Below are 18,030 nucleotides of genomic sequence, written 5' to 3'. Positions count from 1 at the left end.
TCAGCGCCCCCCGTCCTGCACGCGCGGGTGCTGCGGGTGGATCGGTGCCACCGGGGCGAGGGTCGGCTGCGGGCCGGTCGCGTCGCGGAGTGCGCCGACGGAGATGTCGGTGCCGTAGGCCATCCCGACGATCCGGGCGCGGTACGCGGCGATGAGGTCGATGACGTCGGCCATGGACTCGCGGACGATGTACTTCGCCCCGTCGACCATGATGAGCGTCGTGTCCGGCGTCTCCTGGATGCGCTCCACGAGATCGGGGTTCACAGCGAATCCGCTGCCGTTCAGTCGTGTGACGACGATCATGGCCCGTCCTGGTTCTCGATCGTCCCGCCGCCGTCCGTGGGGCGGGATGCCGCCCGTCCGTGGGCTGCACCGAGGACTATCGGCGGGGTCGGCGGCGGCGTTAGCGGTGGGCACTACCCTGGCCCGGTGCTCACCACCACTGACCTGACCGTCGGCCCTCGTGGCCGGCGGTTCTGCTCCGCACTGCTCGACCAGGTGCTCGACGCCGACGGGCCCGCGGCGGAGCGTCTCGGGCAGGTGCGGTTCTGGGCCGAGTACCACCTGGCGCGGGAGCGCGGTGACGGCGTCTCGTTGTTCGGCGCCGGAACCGACCCCCGACCCGTCCCGGAGCCGGCGCCGCCCGTCACCGAGGTCGCGGCGGCGCTCGACGCTGCGTTCGCGACGGTCACGCCGTCCGACGTCGGCGTGCGGCACGTCCTCCGCGCGCTTGCCGACACCACCGCCAGCGCGATGTCGTGGCAGGAACCGGACGCGGCCGACGTCGTGCTCGCAGATCCCGCTCTGGCACCCGTCGTCGCACGCCTGGCCACCGCCTGGGCGGGCCTGCCGGCGGTCCGGGCGGTGCTCGACGCGCCGCGCGGTGCCCCGCAGTGGAGCACGGTGTTCCACGGCGAGCACGGCCGCCACCCCGAGCACGGTGAGGGACCGGACGCCGCGGGCCGCGCGCTCGCCGCCTGGCGCACGGCACTCGAGGACGAGGTCGCAGCGGTGCGCCCGCGCGATCGACGGCGCCCGGCCGACGCAGCGGTGGGCGGTTCGTGGTGGTCCACCCCTCCTGACGGGCTCGTCACCACGACGGCCGCGCACGGCGCGAACGGCCCGGTCGGCCTGTGGGCGGTCGAGGACGACTTCGGCTGGGAACGCGCCGCGGTCGCGCCCGTGCACACGTCGCCCGGTGCGCGCGTCCTGGTGGTCGACGACGCGGACGACTGGGCCGCACTGTGCCGGCGGTGGTCGGTCGACGTCAGCGGCACGACCCGGCGGCACGATTGGTACCACACGACCGGGCGCGACGGCGACTGGGTGACCCCCGACTGGGCCGGGGTCGCCGAGGAACACGACGCCGTCCACCTGACGGTCCTCTGCTGGCTCCGCGCCGCCGGGACGGGGGTACCGGTCGGGGCCGGAGCGGCCAGTGTCATCGCCGGGTGGACGCCCGGCGCCACGGTCTGGCTCCGCGATCCGCAACCGGTGCCCGGGGCGACCGAGGACTGGGTGTTCGACGACAACGATCTCGGCTGGCACCGCGCCTGACTTCTCATGGACGGTGTATTCCCGCGCTCCATGTGAACACCCTGGGTGCTGTACCCCTCGTTTTATCTCATGAGCGTGTTACCGTGACGACATGTCCGACACCACCTCCGTCGTCACGCCGATCGCCCCGGCAGCCACCACCGCCGCGCCGCTCCGCGAGGTCGGCGCCCTCATCCGGGGCGCCCGCAAGGGTCGCAGCATGACCCAGGCGCAGCTCGCCGAACGCGTCGGCACGAGCCAGAGCGCGATCAACCGCATCGAGCAGGGCGGCCAGAACCTGTCCCTCGAGATGCTCACACGCATCAGCGACGCCCTCGACCAGCAGATCGTCTCGATCGGCGGCGCCCCGCAGCGCGCCCACCTGCGCGTGCAGGGCGGTCGCAAGCTGAGCGGCTCCATCGCCGTCAACTCGAGCAAGAACGCCGCCGTCGCGCTGCTCTGCGCCTCGCTGCTCAACCGCGGCGTCACCCGCCTGCACAAGGTGGCGCGCATCGTCGAGGTCGACCGGATCATCGACGTGCTCCGCAGCCTCGGCGCGAGCGTCACCTGGAGCGAGGACGGCGAGACGCTCGAGATCGTCGCACCCGACGACCTGCGCCTCGACGCGATCGACGCCGATGCCGCCCGTCGCACCCGGAGCGTCCTCATGTTCCTCGGTCCGCTCAGTGGCCGCTTCGAGTCCTTCCGACTCCCCTACGCCGGCGGCTGCGACCTCGGCACCCGCACCGTCGAGCCGCACCTCATCGCGCTGCGCCCCTTCGGCGTCGACGTCGAGGCGACCTCCGGCTGGTACGAGGTCGGCGTCGCGAACCAGGCCGTCCCGACGAAGTCCGTCGTGCTCACCGAGCGTGGCGACACGGTCACCGAGAACGCAATCCTCGCCGCGGCCGCCCGCGACGGTGAGACCGTCATCCGCAACGCCAGCCCCAACTACATGGTGCAGGACCTCTGCTTCTTCCTCGAGCTGCTCGGGGTGCGCATCGAGGGCATCGGTACGACCACGCTCCGCATCACCGGCAAGAGCCGCATCGACGAGGTCGTGGACTACTGGCCGAGCGAGGACCCGGTCGAGGCCATGAGCCTGCTCACCGCCGGCATCGTCACCGGTTCGACCCTGACCGTCACGCGCGCACCGATCGAGTTCCTCGAGATCGAGCTCGCCACCCTCGCCGAGATGGGCCTGCGCTTCGACGTCAGCGAGGAGTACGCCGCCGCGAACGGCCGCACCCGCCTGGTCGACGTCACCGTCCACCCGTCCGAGCTGCACGCGCCGATCGACAAGATCCACGCGATGCCGTTCCCCGGCCTGAACATCGACAACCTGCCGTTCTTCGTCGTCATCGCCGCCTGCGCATCGGGCACCACGCTCGTGCACGACTGGGTGTACGAGGGCCGGGCGATCCACCTGCTCGACCTGACCCGCCTCGGCGCGAGCGTGACCCTGCGCGACCCGCACCGGCTCGACGTCACGGGCCCGACGCACTTCTCCGGCGCCGAGATCAGCTGCCCGCCGGCGCTCCGGCCCGCCGTGGTCATCCTGCTGGCGATGCTCGCGGCCAAGGGCGAGAGCGTGCTCCGCAACGTGGGCATCATCGCCCGTGGCTACGAGCAGCTGCAGGAGCGCCTCAACTCGCTCGGCGCGTCGATCGAGACGTTCCACGACTGACGCGAGCGCGGCACGCTCGCGCACGCGCGGTACGTTCGCGCTCGCGCACGTCCAGTGAGCAGAAGACGTCGGGTCGGCACCTTCGACCCGACGTCTTCTGCTCACTGTGTGCATCCCCCACGTGATCCGCGTTGACTGGAGTGTCGGTCGAACGAGGAGTGCGCGTGCTGGGTCCTGAACTGGTGGTCGTGCTCGGCCTCGCCATCGCGTTGACGGCCGGGCTCGCCGACCGCCTGCGGGTCGCCCCGCCCGTGCTGCTGCTCGTCTTCGGCGCCCTGCTCGCCTTCGTACCGGCGTTCGCGCACGTCGAGCTGCCCGCCGACGCCGTGCTGCTGCTCTTCCTGCCGGCGCTGCTGTACTGGGAGAGCCTCACCACGTCGCTGCGCGAGATCCGGAAGAACCTGCGCGGCATCGTGCTGATGGGCACCCTGCTCGTCGTCGTGACGGCGGGCGCGGTCGCCGTGCTGCTGCACCTGCTCGGCATGCCGTGGGGGCCGGCCTGGGTGCTCGGTGCCGCCGTCGCGCCGACCGACGCCACCGCGGTTGGTGTGCTCACGAAGATGCTGCCCCGGCGCAACGTGACGGTGCTCCGCGCGGAGAGCCTGGTCAACGACGGCACCACCCTCGTCGTCTACGGCATCGCGGTCGCGGTGACAGTCGGCACGCAGGAGCTGACCTTCTGGGGCGTGTCCGGCATGCTCGCGCTGTCCTACCTGGGCGGCGTCGCGGCCGGTCTCGCCGCGGCGTGGGTCGGCACCCTGGTGCTCCGACGGGTCGACACCGTCGTGCTCGAGAACCTCGTCACCCTGCTCGTGCCGTTCGCCGCGTTCCTGGCGGCCGAGGCGATCGGCGCCTCGGGCGTCCTGGCGGTGGTGGCGGCCGGGATCGTCGTGAGCCAGGTCGGTCCGAAGCTCGACCGTGCCGAGACCCGGCAGCAGGTCCGCGCGTTCTGGTCCTTCCTGACCTTCCTGCTCAACGGAGCGCTGTTCGTGCTGGTCGGCATCGAGGCGATGGTCGCCGCCCGCGCGCTCGAACCCCGCGACCTGCTGCGCGCCGGCGGGATCATCCTCGCCGTCGCCGCCGTCCTCGTGCTCGTGCGCTTCGCCTTCCTCAACGCCGCGGGCGGTGCCGTCTGGGTCGTCACCCGGCGCACCGGCGGCGCACCGCGCGAAGGGCACCGCGACCGGCTGGTGAGCGGCTTCGCCGGGTTCCGCGGCGCGGTGTCGCTCGCGATGGCCGTCGCCGTGCCGCGCACCCTCGAGTCCGGCAGCGGGTTCCCGGACCGCGACCTCATCGTCTTCGTGACCGCCGGGGTCGTCGTCGTGACCATCGTCGGGCAGGCGCTCGTGCTGCCCGCGGTGCTCCGGGCCGCCGCGCTGCCCGAGGACGAGTCCGTCGGCGAGGAGCGCCGGTACGCCGAACGGACGGCCATCGAGGAAGCGCTCGCCGCGCTCCCCCGCCTCGCCCGCTCCGCCGGTGCCGACCGCGCCACGGTCGAGCGGGTGCGGAAGGACTACGAGGCACACCTCGACGTCATCCAGGCCCGCGAGGAGGACGACGACGACCACCCCGCCGTGCAGCGGCACGACAGCGCCGTCGCCCTGGAACTCGCGCTCGTGCAGCACAAGGCGGCGACGCTGCTGCGCCTCCGCGACGCCGACGAGATCGACGACCTGGTCCTCCGGCAGGTGCGCGCCGGCTACGACGCGGAAGAAGCCCGGCTCGGCGGCATCACACCCCCGTGACCACAGGGGTGCGGCGCGCCGTCGCCGGATCGCCGAGCGCCGCCTGCGGCGGACTGCGCGCTACGCGTCTGGCTGGTCGCCGGTGGCGTCGCCGCTCGGCGCGGGGTCGGACGCGAGTGCCCGCCGCCGCTGCGTGACCTGCACCGCGATCGCCACCGGCACCGCGACGAGGGCGACGGCGCGCAGCCACGGCCGGTCGAGGACGTGCCGCGTCGCGTGGTCGAGCGACACCGGACCGGGGCCGCCCAGGGCGAACATCGCCGCCGTGAAGCCGAGGAACGCCGGGAACTCGAGGCCGCCGTCCGCGTTGAAGAACCCGTTCGGCGTGTGCACGCTCGACGCGACGCCCATGGTCGTGGCGGCCCCGGCGCCCGCGATCGGCGTGGCGAGCCCGAGGGCCAGCGCCGCTCCGGAACCCGCCTCGCCGATCCCCGCGAGCACGGCGTTGCGGCGGCCGGGCCGGAAGCCCATGGCGTGCATGCCCTGGGCGGTCCCCTCGATCCCGCCCCCGCCGAACGCGCCGAAGAGCTTCTGGGAGCCGTGCGAGACGAGTACCGCCCCCAGCGCGACGCGGAGCAGGGTGCGGGCGGTGACCGAAGCGGTGGTGACGTGCTGGCTCATGCGATCCTCCTGGTCGTCGGTGCGGCCCGCCCCGAGCGGGACGACCGCGGTGTCGCCGACCGTACGCCGCGGCACGCCGTCCGGGACGTGCCGGTGTCCGCGACGTCCGTGGCGCGTGCGAGGATCGATCAGTGCTCCCCCACCAACGCCCGATCGCGGTCGTCATCGCCGCCATGAGTGAAGAGGTCGCGGCCTTCGCCTCGCTCTTCGACGGCACGCCGGTCCTCGACGGCCCGGTCGGCGGCCACGACGACCACCACCTGCTCGAGATCGACGGCGCGACCGTCGCGGTGCGCCGCAGCGGCATCGGTTTCACGAACGCCACCGCCACCGTGGCGCACTGCTTCCACGACTACGGTCCCGGCGTGCCGGTGATCAGCGTGGGCACGGCCGGCGGGCTGATGCACGGCGTCGCGATCGGCGACGTGGTCGTAGGGGACCGCTACGTGAACCTCAACGCCGACGCGACGGCCTTCGGCTACGCGCTCGGCCAGGTCCCGGGCATGCCGACGGGCTACGCCCCGGACGACCGGCTGCTCGCGCTCGCACGCGACGCCGACACCGGGGACCGGGTGCTGGCCGCGACCATCGGCTCGAGCGAGGTCTTCGTCACCGAGGGCCGCGCCCGCCTGCTCCGCGACGCCTTCCCCACCGTCGCCGCGGTCGACATGGAGTCGGCGGCGATCGCGCAGTTCGCGCACGTGCACGACATGCCGTTCGTCTCGGTCCGGTGCATCAGCGACCTGTGCGCCCCCGACGGCGACGAGTTCCGCGAGCACCTGGACGACGCGGCTGCCCGGGCGGCCCGGGTCGTGCACGACATCGTCCTCGGCCTGACGGCCTGAGGAGCTGCGGCCTGACGCAGGGCGGGGCCGGGTGGGCCCGACGTCCAGTGAGCAGAAGACGTCGGGTCCCACGAGCACACCCGTCGTCTTCTGCTCACCGGGCGCCCCTCACCGCGCGGAGAACCGCAGGTGCAGCGTCCGCGCCTCGGACCGGAGCAGGGCGTCCGGCCACACGTCCGGCCCGCACGCCCGCGACCCGAGCCCGTTCTGGGCGGCGTCGACGAACAGGTACGTCCGCTCGGGCACCGGCAGCTCGTGCTGGTGTCCCGCGCGGTCGACCTGTTGCGGTGTGTGCCGGGCGAGCGTGAACCCGGGGAGACGGCCGCGGGTGTCCGGTCGCACGTCCACCCGCAGCAGGTCCCGGTCCCCCGCCGCCAGGTCGAGCTGCCGCAGGTCGCTGCGGTGCCCGCTCTCCTGCGGCACCGCGTAGGGGAACGTCAGCTGGTCGACCGGCGCCTCGTACCGGCCGACGAGCACGCCCCGCCGCGAGTCCGGGTACGACTCCCCCGGTCCCGTCCCGAACCACCGCGCACGGTCGACCTCGACCGGCAGGTCGAAACGCACGCCGATCCGCGGCCAGACCGCCCGCCACCGTGCCGACGGCACGATGGAGACGTCGAGCACCACCTGCTCGCCGTCGACCTGCCAGCGTTCCTCGAGCGTCACCGCCTCGCGGGTGTCCGCCGCCGCCCACCGGGTGGTGCGCTGCAGCGAGGTGTCGGTGCGTCGCAGGTCGATCACCCTGGAGCGCAGGCGGTCCAGCCCGGTCTCGCGCCACGCACTCGCGTGCGACGGCCCCGGCACGCCGAGGCCGCGTCCCGCCATCGGGTCGCTCTCGTCGTAGCTGCCCATGTGCGACCCGGCGTCGTTGTCGGTCGGCGCTCGCCACAGCTCGAGCCGGGGGCCGTCGACCGGGGCGTCGCACAGCGCGCTCAGGTACCCGGCCCGGAACGTGGCCGGTCCGAGCGCGAACGCCTCGAAGGGGTCGAGCCCGGTCTCAGCCAGCGTCCGGCTGCGGGTCGGCGTCGGCCGGGAGGCACTGTTCACCACGGCGTGCTGGCCCGCCGCGACGACGTGGCCGCGTCCAGCCCACGGCGTGGCGCCCGCAAGGGCCGCCGACACCGTCAGCCACGTCTCGCCGCCGAGCTCCGCGCCGGTCGGCACCGCGACCTCGAGTTCGACGACCGTCGCGTCGCCGGCCGCGAGCGGACCGCCGTCCGCACCGGTGACGGACAGCACACCGGACGAGCGCACGACCCCGTCGAGCTCCACCCGCCAGGGGAAGACGAGGTCCGACGCGTCGGCCGAGTGCCGCGTGTTCGACACGGTGACCGCCACGACCCGTGTGCCGGTGCCGGTGCTGCTGCGCCGGACCACCGCGAAGCCGAAGCGGATCGGCGCGGCCACCGCTGCGAACTCGACGAGACCGGGCGTCGGCGTGCCGTCGGACAGCACCATGCCGTCCATGCAGAACTTCCCGTCGTTCACCGCGGACGGGTCGAAGTCTCCACCGTGTGCGAAGAACTCCGTCCCCTCGGGCGTCCGGGAACGGATGCCGTGGTCGCGCCACTCCCAGACGAAGCCGCCGTGCAGTCGTGGGAACCGGTCGACCAGGTCCTCGTAGCGGTCGATGCCGCCGGGACCGTTGCCCATCGCGTGCACGTACTCGCAGAGCAGGAACGGCTTCGTCCGCTGCCGCACCGACTCCGCGACGGACGCGCCCTCGAGCGCCGCGGTCGAGTCGTCGCCGATGCTGGTGACCTCGGCGATCGACGCGTACATCCGTGAGTAGACGTCTGCGTAGGCGCCGGCGCGGTCACCCTCGTAGTGCACCGGCCGCTCGGGGTCACGCGCGTGCACCCAGTCGGCCATCGCGGCGAGGTTCGCGCCCGTCCCCGACTCGTTGCCGAGCGACCACATGACGACCGACGGGTGGTTCTTGTCGCGCTCGACGGTGCGCTCGATCCGATCGAGGTACGTCCGGTGCCACGCGGGATCGTCGCTCGGGTTGCCGAGCCACTCGTCGACCCCGGGGGCCAGGCCGCTGCCGCCGTGGTGGAACGCGTGCGTCTCGACGTCGCACTCGAGCACCACCCAGAAGCCGAGCTCGTCGGCGAGGTCGAGCACCCGCGGGTGCGGCGGGTAGTGCGCCGTGCGGATGGCGTTCACGTTGTGCTGCTTCATCAGCGCGAGGTCGCGACGGACGAAGGCCTCGTCGAAGCCCCGGCCGAGGTCGGGGTGCGTGTCGTGACGGTTCATGCCGTGCAGGACCACGCGCCGTCCGTTGACCAGGAAGCGGTCGCCGACGATCGACACCGTCCGGAAGCCGATCCGCTGGTCGATCGTCTCGGCGCCACCGGCACTCGTCACCCGGACGTCGTGCAGCAGCGGCTGCTCGGCGGTCCACGGCGCGACCGTTCCCACCTCGACCGGGGCCACGTCGCCGGGACCGGTCCACACCACGTCGACGTCGAGTCCGGGTGCCGAGAGCCGCACGGGGAAGGCTCCGTCCCCCGCCCGGACCTCCGGGACGATGCGCCCGGTACCGCTCTCGTGGTCGTACTCGGCGCGGAGCCACACGTCCTCGATGCCACCGACCGGACGGGCCTGCAGGGTCACGTCACGGAAGATGCCCGGCAGCCACCACTGGTCCTGGTCCTCGACGTAGGTCGAGGCGGACCACTGGTGCACACGGACGGCGATCGTGTTCGTGCCGGCGCGGACAGCGTCGGTGACGTCGAACTCCTGCGCCAGTCGTGAGCCGGTGCCGACGCCGATCTCGACGCCGTTCACCCAGACCCGGTACCGGGACTCCACGCCGTCGAACCGCAGCACGACCGCCTCGGTGACGGCGCGGTCGACCCACGGCGTGGGGAGGTCGAAGGTCCGTCGGTGGTCACCGGTCGGGTTCTCGTCCGGGGAGAACGGCGGGTCCTGCGGGAACGGCAGTTGCACGTTCGTGTACTGCGGCGAGCCGTACTTCCCGTCGCCCTGCAGCACCCAGTGTCCGGGCACGGTCAGCGAGTCCCAGCCCGTGTCGTCGAACGCGGGTTCCGCGAAGGCGTCGACCGCCTCTCCGGGTGGCAGGACGTCGGGCGCGCCGAGGGTCCCCGGCGCACCCCGGAGCAACCGGAACCGCCACGCGCCCCCGAGCGACTCAGTCGGTGCGTCGGAGTGCAGCCACGACCGTGCCGGACGGCGGCGACCGCTGCCCGGCCCGACGTCGTCGAGGTACCGGGCGTCGTGCTCACCCATCGGAGCGTCCTCCGGGGGCCGCGACGGGTGCCGCCACGGCGATCCGCTCCCGTGTGTGGTAGTCGATCAGCTCGCCGTCGGCGTCCGTCAGCACCGGCTGGTCGAACCGGCCGGGCAGGTACATCGGGGTGACCAGGTACGACTCCCTCGGCTGCTCCGGCCGCGCCCACCGGATCCCGTTCGCGATGACGCGCTGCACGTCCGGGTGGTGGTACACCGGGTACACCTCGTCCCCCGGGCTGAAGTAGAACACCCGTCCGTAGCCACGCCGGTACGTGATGCCGCTGCGGAAGACCTCGCCACCCGAGAAGCTGCTGACGAAGACGAGCTCGTCGGGCTCGGGCACGTCGAAGAACTCGCCGTACATCTCCTGCCCGGGGATCACGATCGGCTGCTGCACACCGGCGGCGATCGGGTGCCGCGGCGAGACGGTCCACACGAGCTCCCGGTCCTGGTCGTTGCGCCACCGCAGGCTGCAGGTCGTCCCCATCAGCCGTCGGAAGATCTTCGAGTGGTGCCCGGAGTGCAGCACGATGATCCCCATCCCCTCGAGCACGTGCCGCTGGATCCGGTCGACGACCTCGTCGGCGACCTCGTCGTGCGCGGTGTGGCCCCACCACAGCAACACGTCGGTCTCGGCGAGCAGGTCCTCGGTCATGCCGTGCTCCGGGTCGTCGAGGACCCGGGTCGTCACCGTGGCGTCGCCGTCGAGCAGGGTCCGCACGGCGTCCGCGATGGTCGTGTGCATGCCGTCGGGGTAGATCTCGCGGACGACCGGGTTGACCTGTTCATGCCGGTTCTCTCCCCAGACGACGACCCGGATCGGTGCTGTCTCGGTCATCGTGCGCCTCCTGCGCTCATGGCGGGGGCGGATCCCCACGCCGGTGTCTCGATCCCGTCGGCCGCGCTCGTCCACGAGCGCAACCGTGCGGCGACGTCCTGGTGCGGCTCGTGCGCGACGGCGTGCGCGAGGGCGTCCTCGAGCAGGTCGGTGACCGCCACACGGCGTCCGCCGTCGGCGCTGCTCCGGAGCGCGCCCTCGACCATGGCCAGGCTCCGGACGTTGTGCCGGACCTCGTTCTGCGGGGTGGTCCCCGTGCGCACGGCGCGGACGAAGTCCTCGAGGGACCCCTCGATGCCCTCCCGCTGGTCGACGACGTCGAAGCCCGCCCCGGGGACGTCGAGCGTCACCCGTTCGTCGCCGTCCCACCCGGCGGCGCCGTGTTCGCCGTGCACGTGCCAGTCGGCGTTCCACGAGGTCTGCAGTCCGGGGGTCGCGCGGCTGCCGGTGTAGACGAACCGGGCGCCGGAGGCGAGCTCGAACTCGGCCGACGCGGAGGCGTGGCCCGCGAACCAGCTCCACGGCGGGTTCCACGAGCTGCAGCGAACCGCGACCGGCTCGTCGTCGACCAGGAACCGGAGCATGTCGAAGTGGTGCACCGACATGTCGACGAGCAGTGGGTGCGCCATCTGCTCCCGGAACCCGGGCTCGTGGTCGGCGTGGAAGAAGCGCGCGCCCACCGCCCCGAGCGGCCCGACGGCGGCGACCGCGGCACGGAACGCCGTGAGGTGCCGGAAGTAGCGCCGCGACTGGCTGACGACCAGCAGGTTGCCGGTGAGGTCGGCGAGGGCGACCTGCGCGAGCGCCTCGGCCACGGTGGGCGCGAGGGGCTTCTCGCACAGCACCGGGTACCCCGCCCGCAGCGCCTCCTCGTTGACGACGCGGTGTGCCTGCGGGACCGTGACGTTGACGACCGCACGGGCGCCGCTGGCCCCGGCGACGTCGGACACCGACGTGCCGACGACCGCGTCCGGCAGCCCAGCCGACGCCGTTGCCCGTCGGGCGGCGTCGAGGTCGAGGTCGACGACGCCGACCGGTTCGGCGACCGGCGAGGCGGCGAGCATCCGGATCCAGTCGCCGCCCATCGCGCCGGCACCGACGACGACGACCGGCAGGCGGTCCTGGCCGCTCATCCCTTCACCGCCCCGCCGAGGCTCGACCGGAGCAGGTTCTTCCGCACGAACACGTAGAGCACGGCCGGCGGCAGGACGTAGACGATCGACGTCGCCGCGAGCAGCCCCCAGTCGACCTGGTGGTTCTCGCTGAACGCCCGGAACAGGCCGATGGACAGCGGGTAGAGCTCCTGGCTCTGCAACATCACGAGCGGGGTGAGGAAGTCGCCCCACACGCCCATGAAGGTCAGCATCGCCGCCGCACCGAGACCGGGGCCGGCCAGGGGCAGCACGATCCGCCAGATCGCCTGGAACCGGCTGGTGCCGTCCACCCAGGCGGCCTCTTCGAGCTCGATCGGCACGGCCGAGATCGTGCCCTTCAGCAGCCAGAGCGTCACCGGGAGCTGCAGCACCGCCTCGACCAGGATGAGCCCCCAGAGCGTGTTCGTCAGCTTGAGGTTCACCAGGATCAGGTACAGGGCGACGATCGTCGCCGGCGCCGGCACCACGCGGATGAGCAGGATGCCGAACATGAACAGCCGGCGCCCGGGGAACTCGAACCGTGCGAGCGCGTACCCGCCGGCAAGCCCGAGGACCAGGTTCAGGGCGGTCGCCCCGACGCCGATCACCAGACTGTTCCAGAGCAGCAGGGGCGTGCCCGAGTCGGCGAAGAACGCGGCGAAGTTGGTCAGCGACAGCGTCGGGAGCTGCACGTTCGGCCCGGCAGCGCTGTCGAACGCGCTGAGCAGGACCCACAGGAACGGGACCAGGCAGAACAGTGCGAGCATCGTGACGAGCACGTACGCGAGCGTGCGCTGCACCACGGTGAGCGCCCGGAACGGTCGGCGACGCGGTGCCGGGCCGGGTTCGGTGACGCCGAGCGGCGTCGGACGGTCGGTGATCGCGGTCATGTCAGACCTCCACCTTCGCGAGTCGGACGTAGACGAGACCGAGCACCAGGACGATCACGAGCAGGATCATCGAGGCGGCGCTGCCGATGCCGATCTGGGAGAACTGCAGCGCGCGCTCGTAGATGTAGATCGCCGCGAGCCGGGTCTGGCCGCCCGGGCCGCCCTGCGTCAGGAAGTACACCAGGCCGAACGTGCCCACGGTGCTGATCGTGGTGAGCAGCAGGTACAGGAAGACCGGTCCGCGGATGAGCGGCAGGGTCACGTGCCGGAAGACCTGCACGGCCCGGGCGCCGTCGATCCGCGCGGCCTCGATGAGCTCCACCGGGACGTCCTCCAGTGCGGCCTGGAACATGATCATCGCGAAGGCGATGCCACGCCAGATGTTCACGGTGATGATGGCCGCCATCGGGACGACCTGCAGCCAGTCCGTCTCGCCCATCCCGAACAGCTGCGTCAGGCGGTTGAGCGTGCCCTCGGAGTTGTTCGACAGGACGCTCGCCCAGGTCAGGGCGGCGACCACCTCGGGGACGACCATCGGCATGAGCACGGCGGCACCGAAGAAGCCCTTGCCGCGCATCCACGGGCGACTGAGCAGGAGTGCCGCCGCCATGCCGAGCACCGTCTGCCCGATGATCGCGGAGTAGAGCACGAACTCGCCGGTGTGCCCGAGCGAGCGCAGGAACTCGGAGTTCGTCAGCAGGTAGACGTAGTTGTCGAAGCCGACGAACTTCGGGTCGCGTGCGGCGAACCCGGTGAGCTGCGTGTTCGTGAAGCTCAGGTACATCCCGTAGAAGGCGGGCGCGACGATGAACAGCACGATGAGCGCCGCGGCCGGCCCGAGCAGCAGGAGCACGAGCGGACCGGTGCGTCGGCGTCGTCGCCGCGGGGGCGGCGGCGACGGCTGCACCGTCGTCGCCGCCACCGTCGTGGTGGACGTCGTCACTTGACCAGGTCCGGTCCGAGCAGGTCGGCCGCGTTCTTCTTGAACGCCGCGTACGCCTGCGCGCCGTCGGCCTTGCCGGTGATGATGAGCTCCGTCGCCGAGGCCACGGCCTGGGCGACCTGTTCGGAACCGTCACCCGTCGGGACGTAGACGCTCGTCTTCAGGTCCTCTCCGGCCTGCAGGAGCTTCGGCTCCTTCGAGTACGGCGCCACGTCCGCGAGGTCGTCGCGGGGTGCTGCGGCACCGGAGGCCACGAGCTGGTCGGCCAGGGGCTTGCCCTGCGACAGGTACTGGGCGAAGAGCATCGCCGCGTCCTTGTGCTCGGACTTCGCGGGGATCGCGTAGCCGGAGCCGAGGCCGCTCCACCCGAAGGGCTCGTCGCCGTCGCGGAGGGCCGGGTACTGCCAGGTGTCGACCTTCTCGTCGAGGCCCTCGATCGGAGCGGCACCGTCGGGGCCCCAGTCGAACTTCCAGCCGTTCGTGCCCTGGGCCGCGACCTGGATCTTCCCCTCCGGGAACTTGACGTACTTGGTCGGCTCCCACGGGTTCGGGTTCTCGAGGTCCTGGACCGGCAGCAGGCCCTTGCTGTAGAGCTCGCTGTACAGGTCGAACACGGCCGGGAAGCCGGCGCTGTCGAGGTTCCACTTGCCGGTCTTCAGGCTGTAGTAGTCCTTCGTCGTCCCGCCGAGGATCGGCTGGAAGCCCTCGGTCCAGGTGCTGCCGCCCCAGGCCGTACCGGCCGGCACGACGATCGGGGTGTCCCCGGTCTCGTCCTTGATCTGCACGAGCCGGGCGATGAGGTCGTCCCAGGTGGCCGGCTGCGAGGTCTCGATGCCCATCTTCGTGAGCAGGTCCTTGCGGTAGAACAGGTTCTGCACCCCGGTGTCGTGCACGAGGGCGTAGATGTGGCCGTCCTGGCGGACCATCGCCTTCTTGAACTGCGGGTAGTAGTGGTCCCACCCGTCCCACGAGTCGAGGTAGTCGTCGAGCGGCGCCAGGTAACCGGCGCCGGCGAAGCCCGGCACCAGGCTGTCGCCGAGGTCGATGAGGTCCGGGGCCTCACCGGCGATGAGCTGCTGCGTCATCTTCGTCTTGAACTGGTCGTCCGTCAGGACGTCCCCGACGAGCTTGACCGTGATGTCCTTGCCCTGCTTCTTCATCGCGGCCTCGAACCCCGGGATCTGCTCCTTGACGACGTCGATGCGGGTCTGCTGGAACTCGGTGACGGTGATGGTCACGTCGTCCGTGGAGCCGCCGGCACTGCTGCTCGAGGAGCAGGCGGTCAGTCCTCCGCCCGCGAGCAGGAGGGTGATCAGTGCGGCTGTACGGCGGTGTCGCTTCATTGCGCTGCCTCTCCGCTCGCCCCCGTCGGCCACTTTGCCTATCGAATGGGTTAAAGCGTGCGGTCAGGCTAGGTGGCTCCGAGATCGGTCGTCAAGAGATCGGCCCGTATTAATCCCATTCGATGGATGAACGGCAGAAGTGGCACACTGCTGTGATCGACACGACTGCGGAAGGCGCGGATGGTCAAGGGCAGCAACCTCCTCCGCCTGGGTGACTACAACCAGGCGGTGGTGCTCGACCTGCTCCGACGCGAGTCGGGTCAGAGTCGCGCTGAACTGCAACGGCGGTCCGGTCTCGCCTCGCAGACCGTGTCGAACATCACGCGGCGGCTGATCGACGCCGAGATGATCCGCGAGGACGAGCCGGCGCTCACGGTCCGGGGGCGGCCGAGCATCCCGCTCGCCGTCAACGGCGCCGGGGCGTTCGCGATCGGCGTGCACGTCGACCCTGCCCGTCTCACGATCCTGCTGCTCGACGTCGCCGGCTCGGTCCTGCGCACGCAGCACCTGCCGACGCCGCAGGCGACGAACCCGCACGAGGTCATCACGCTCGTCGCGGTCGCCACCGGCCGGCTCATCCGCGATGCCGGGGTCGACCGCTCGCGTGTCCTGGGCCTCGGCATCGCCGCACCCGGTCCGCTCGACGTGGACGCCGGCGTCGTCCTCGACCCACCGCAGCTGCCGCTCTGGCGTGACGTCCGTCTGCGTGCGGACCTGCACGACGCCACGGGTCTGCCCGTCCTGCTCGAGAAGGACGTCACCGCCGCCGCGACCGCCGAGCTGCGCGACACCGCCGCGTCGGACTTCCTGTTCGTCTACCTCGGGTCGGGTGTCGGCGCCTCGGTCGTCTCCGGCGGCCGGGTGTTCCGCGGCGCGAGCAACAACATCGGTGAGATCGGCGACATCCTCGTCGACCCGTCGGCGGAGGACCTCGGCTGGACCGGTCGACGCGGCGGGCTCGCGGCCGCCTGCGTGCCCGAGGCGCTGGCCATCCAAGCGGCGCACGCCGGCATCGTCCCGCTGCCGGACCTCGACGACTACTTGGCGATCGACGCCGCCTGCAGCGCGCTCTCGTCCCTGGCCGACGACGGGGACGACGACGCCCTCCACCTGCTCGAACGGGCCGCCCGACGGCTCGCCGTGGGCATCGGTGTGCTCACGAACTTCATCGACGTGCCGCTCGTCGTCCTCGGGGGCCCGACGTGGGGTCGGCTCGAGCGGTCGTTCGCCCCCGTGCTCGAGACCGCGGTCCAGCAGGAACTGATCGTCTCGCGCCCGGGGTTCCGGGTCGTCGGGTCCGGGGTCGGCGAACAGATCGCCGCGCAGGGGGCCGCCGAACTCGTGATGGACCACTTCCTCAGCCCGCGCGCCACGGCCCTCGTGCCGGACTGACGGCGCCGGGGACGGCGACGGTCGGGTCCCCCGCGGGGACCCGACCGACACCGCTCACCAACGGTCAGCGCGCCGACTAGCGCTTCAGGTTCGTCAGCTCCTGCAGCACCTCGTCCGAGGTGGTGATGATGCGGGCGTTCGCCTGGAACCCGCGCTGCGCGACGATGAGGTTCGTGAACTCCTGCGACAGGTCGACGTTCGACATCTCGAGCGTGCCCGAGGCGAGCGAGCCGACGCCGGCGGAACCGGGCGTGCCGACGGCCGGCTGGCCCGAGTTCGCGGTGGCGCGGTAGCCCGAGGCGCCGGTCTTCTCGAGGCCGGCAGGGTTGGCGAACGTCGCGAGGGCGATGCGTCCGAGCGCGAGCGACGCGCCGTTCGAGAACGTGCCCGTGACCGTGCCGTCCTTCGAGATCGAGTAGCCCTGCAGGGCACCGGCCTCGCGGCCGTTCTGCGACGAGATCGACGCGGTGGTGAGTCCCGCGAAGCCGGTGAGCTGGGTCATGTCGACCCGGACGCCGTTGACCGTCATGGTCGAGCCCGAGGCGATGGAGCCGTCGGCCGCGAAGGTGATCGCGCCGCGCACCGGGTTGCCCGTGCCGTCCGAACCCGAGACGTTCCAGCCGTCGGCGGTGCGCGTGTACGCGAGGGACAGCGTGCGCTTCGTGCCGTTCTGGTCGTAGACGGTGACGTCGCGGTTGAGCGTCTGGTTGACCGGGGTGTCCGACGGCAGGTTGCCGCTCACCGTGGCCGCGGTCGTCGCCGTCGCGGGGGCCGCGGCGTCGAGCGGCAGGCGGATGTCCGAGAGCTCGCCGCCCTCGTTCACGACGCCGTTCGTGGCCGAGTAGCCCTGCACGATCTTGCCGTCGGCGGTGACCAGGCGGCCGTTCGCGTCGAAGTCGAACGCGCCGGCGCGGCTGTAGACCGTGTCGTTGCCGAGGCGGGTGACGAAGAAGCCGTCGCCGGAGATCATCAGGTCGGTCGCCTTGCCGGTGGCCTGCGCGGAGCCCTGCGCGAAGTTCGTCGACACGCCGGCGACCTGCACGCCGAGGCCGATCTGTGCCGGGTTCGTGCCGCCGATGCCGGTCTGCGGTCCGCCGGCACCCTGGGTCATCTGCGACAGGGTGTCCTGGAAGACGGTGGTCGACGACTTGAAGCCGACGGTGTTCACGTTGGCGATGTTGTTGCCGGTCACGTCGAGCATCTGCTGGTGCGAGCGGAGGCCGGAGATGCCGGAGTAGAGCGAGCGGAGCATGGTGCGTCCTTTCGGAAGAACGGAGGAAGAACGGAGGAAGAGCAGAGGGAGAGCGGAGGAGGACCGCGGACGGAGCGACCGAGGGGTCAGGGAGTCGTGGTGGTGGTGATGCCGGAGATCACGTCGAGGGCGACCTCCTTCCCGTTCACGGTGACCGTGGGCACGCTCTTCGCGTACGACACGGCCGAGGCGGTCCCGGTGACGGACTTCCCCGAGTCGGCGTCGGTGTAGCTCACCTGCTTGCCGACGAGGTTCGCGGCGGCGATCCGCATCTGCAACGAGAAGTTCTCGTTCCCCGTCGTGGTCTGGTTGGTGATCTGCTCCATCATCGCGAGCTGCGTCTGCTGGCTGATCATCTGGTTCGTGTCCATCGGCGAGGACGGGTCCTGGTTCCGCAGCTGCGTGACGAGCAGCTTCATGAACACCTCGGAGTCCATCGTCTGGGACTTCTTGTTGCTCGCGTTCGCGGCGAGGGCCGCTGCCTGCGTGGCCTGGTCCACGCTGCCGGTGATGCCGTCGACGGGCATGTCGGTTCCTGTCTCTCGTT

General features: G+C 71.7%; 15 protein-coding genes. 5 read left to right on the top strand and 10 right to left on the bottom strand.

Annotation, left to right across the window (positions count from 1 at the left end):
• Nucleotides 1–303: a flagellar FlbD family protein gene (locus BIU94_RS05580; RefSeq protein WP_071255167.1), complete on the bottom strand. Its 303-nt coding sequence runs from the start codon at nucleotides 301–303 to the stop codon at nucleotides 1–3.
• Between the two features lie 126 nt (nucleotides 304–429).
• Between BIU94_RS05580 and BIU94_RS05575 the strand changes: the two genes are divergently transcribed.
• From BIU94_RS05575 to BIU94_RS05565, 3 genes are all read left to right on the top strand, one after another.
• The gene (locus BIU94_RS05575; RefSeq protein WP_083404604.1) at nucleotides 430–1,557 is read left to right on the top strand and encodes a hypothetical protein; all 1,128 of its coding nucleotides are present in this window, start codon (nucleotides 430–432) and stop codon (nucleotides 1,555–1,557) included.
• A gap of 91 nt (nucleotides 1,558–1,648) precedes the next feature.
• Complete coding sequence (locus BIU94_RS05570) at nucleotides 1,649–3,223, top strand: UDP-N-acetylglucosamine 1-carboxyvinyltransferase (protein WP_175472108.1); 1,575 nt, start codon at nucleotides 1,649–1,651, stop codon at nucleotides 3,221–3,223.
• 164 nt (nucleotides 3,224–3,387) lie between these two features.
• Nucleotides 3,388–4,968: a Na+/H+ antiporter gene (locus BIU94_RS05565; RefSeq protein WP_071256302.1), complete on the top strand. Its 1,581-nt coding sequence runs from the start codon at nucleotides 3,388–3,390 to the stop codon at nucleotides 4,966–4,968.
• Between the two features lie 60 nt (nucleotides 4,969–5,028).
• On the opposite strand, the gene BIU94_RS05560 is transcribed toward BIU94_RS05565, so the two are convergent.
• Nucleotides 5,029–5,589 carry a DoxX family protein gene (locus BIU94_RS05560; RefSeq protein ID WP_071256301.1) on the bottom strand — a complete coding sequence of 187 codons (561 nt, stop codon included), beginning with the start codon at nucleotides 5,587–5,589 and terminating at the stop codon, nucleotides 5,029–5,031.
• Between the two features lie 131 nt (nucleotides 5,590–5,720).
• Here BIU94_RS05560 and mtnN point away from each other — a divergent pair, with 131 nt between their 5' ends.
• Entirely contained in the window at nucleotides 5,721–6,434 is a 714-nt protein-coding gene (gene mtnN / locus BIU94_RS05555; RefSeq protein WP_083404603.1) for a 5'-methylthioadenosine/S-adenosylhomocysteine nucleosidase, read from the top strand.
• Between the two features lie 108 nt (nucleotides 6,435–6,542).
• Here mtnN and BIU94_RS05550 read toward each other — a convergent pair whose 3' ends face one another.
• The 6 genes from BIU94_RS05550 to BIU94_RS05525 are packed head-to-tail and all read right to left on the bottom strand — an operon-like array spanning nucleotide 6,543 to nucleotide 14,734.
• On the bottom strand, nucleotides 6,543–9,689 hold the full coding sequence (locus BIU94_RS05550; RefSeq protein WP_071255164.1) for a glycoside hydrolase family 2 TIM barrel-domain containing protein: 3,147 nt from the start codon (nucleotides 9,687–9,689) through the stop codon (nucleotides 6,543–6,545).
• A complete protein-coding gene (locus BIU94_RS05545) occupies nucleotides 9,682–10,530 on the bottom strand; it encodes a ThuA domain-containing protein (RefSeq protein WP_083404602.1) in 849 nt (282 codons plus the stop codon). The genes BIU94_RS05550 and BIU94_RS05545 overlap by 8 nt, the downstream gene beginning before the upstream one ends.
• Complete coding sequence (locus BIU94_RS05540; RefSeq protein WP_071255161.1) at nucleotides 10,527–11,663, bottom strand: Gfo/Idh/MocA family protein; 1,137 nt, start codon at nucleotides 11,661–11,663, stop codon at nucleotides 10,527–10,529. Before BIU94_RS05540 ends, BIU94_RS05545 begins: the two co-directional genes overlap by 4 nt.
• Entirely contained in the window at nucleotides 11,660–12,553 is an 894-nt protein-coding gene (locus BIU94_RS05535; RefSeq protein WP_071255156.1) for a carbohydrate ABC transporter permease, read from the bottom strand. The genes BIU94_RS05540 and BIU94_RS05535 overlap by 4 nt, the downstream gene beginning before the upstream one ends.
• Before the next feature lies 1 nt (nucleotide 12,554).
• Nucleotides 12,555–13,496 (bottom strand): carbohydrate ABC transporter permease, encoded by a 942-nt coding sequence (locus BIU94_RS05530; RefSeq protein ID WP_217639479.1) that lies wholly within the window; start codon nucleotides 13,494–13,496, stop codon nucleotides 12,555–12,557.
• Complete coding sequence (locus tag BIU94_RS05525) at nucleotides 13,493–14,734, bottom strand: ABC transporter substrate-binding protein (RefSeq protein WP_217639478.1); 1,242 nt, start codon at nucleotides 14,732–14,734, stop codon at nucleotides 13,493–13,495. Before BIU94_RS05525 ends, BIU94_RS05530 begins: the two co-directional genes overlap by 4 nt.
• A 285-nt stretch (nucleotides 14,735–15,019) precedes the next feature.
• Between BIU94_RS05525 and BIU94_RS05520 the strand changes: the two genes are divergently transcribed.
• Nucleotides 15,020–16,231, top strand: a complete 1,212-nt coding sequence (locus BIU94_RS05520) for an ROK family transcriptional regulator (protein WP_071255150.1) — start codon at nucleotides 15,020–15,022, stop codon at nucleotides 16,229–16,231.
• 76 nt (nucleotides 16,232–16,307) lie between these two features.
• Here BIU94_RS05520 and BIU94_RS05515 read toward each other — a convergent pair whose 3' ends face one another.
• Together BIU94_RS05515 and BIU94_RS05510 are read right to left on the bottom strand one after the other, a co-directional pair.
• Nucleotides 16,308–17,483: a flagellar hook protein FlgE gene (locus tag BIU94_RS05515; protein WP_071255147.1), complete on the bottom strand. Its 1,176-nt coding sequence runs from the start codon at nucleotides 17,481–17,483 to the stop codon at nucleotides 16,308–16,310.
• An 86-nt stretch (nucleotides 17,484–17,569) separates the two neighbouring features.
• The gene (locus BIU94_RS05510) at nucleotides 17,570–18,010 is read right to left on the bottom strand and encodes a flagellar hook assembly protein FlgD (RefSeq protein ID WP_071255145.1); all 441 of its coding nucleotides are present in this window, start codon (nucleotides 18,008–18,010) and stop codon (nucleotides 17,570–17,572) included.
• Nucleotides 18,011–18,030: the final 20 nt, after the last annotated feature.

The organism is Curtobacterium sp. MMLR14_006 (assembly GCF_001864985.1).
In the GTDB taxonomy this organism is placed as follows: Bacteria; Actinomycetota; Actinomycetes; order Actinomycetales; family Microbacteriaceae; genus Curtobacterium.
This window is presented reverse-complemented; position numbering and strand designations above follow the sequence as displayed.

Coding starts and splice junctions, on each gene's coding strand:
- BIU94_RS05515 (WP_071255147.1), bottom strand. CDS start 17,483: ATGCTCCGCTCGCTCTACTCCGGCATCTCCGGCCTCCGCTCGCACCAG.
- BIU94_RS05520 (WP_071255150.1), top strand. CDS start 15,020: ATGGTCAAGGGCAGCAACCTCCTCCGCCTGGGTGACTACAACCAGGCG.
- BIU94_RS05550 (WP_071255164.1), bottom strand. CDS start 9,689: ATGGGTGAGCACGACGCCCGGTACCTCGACGACGTCGGGCCGGGCAGC.
- BIU94_RS05535 (WP_071255156.1), bottom strand. CDS start 12,553: ATGACCGCGATCACCGACCGTCCGACGCCGCTCGGCGTCACCGAACCC.
- BIU94_RS05510 (WP_071255145.1), bottom strand. CDS start 18,010: ATGCCCGTCGACGGCATCACCGGCAGCGTGGACCAGGCCACGCAGGCA.
- BIU94_RS05545 (WP_083404602.1), bottom strand. CDS start 10,530: ATGACCGAGACAGCACCGATCCGGGTCGTCGTCTGGGGAGAGAACCGG.
- BIU94_RS05560 (WP_071256301.1), bottom strand. CDS start 5,589: ATGAGCCAGCACGTCACCACCGCTTCGGTCACCGCCCGCACCCTGCTC.
- BIU94_RS05540 (WP_071255161.1), bottom strand. CDS start 11,663: ATGAGCGGCCAGGACCGCCTGCCGGTCGTCGTCGTCGGTGCCGGCGCG.
- BIU94_RS05580 (WP_071255167.1), bottom strand. CDS start 303: ATGATCGTCGTCACACGACTGAACGGCAGCGGATTCGCTGTGAACCCC.
- BIU94_RS05570 (WP_175472108.1), top strand. CDS start 1,649: ATGTCCGACACCACCTCCGTCGTCACGCCGATCGCCCCGGCAGCCACC.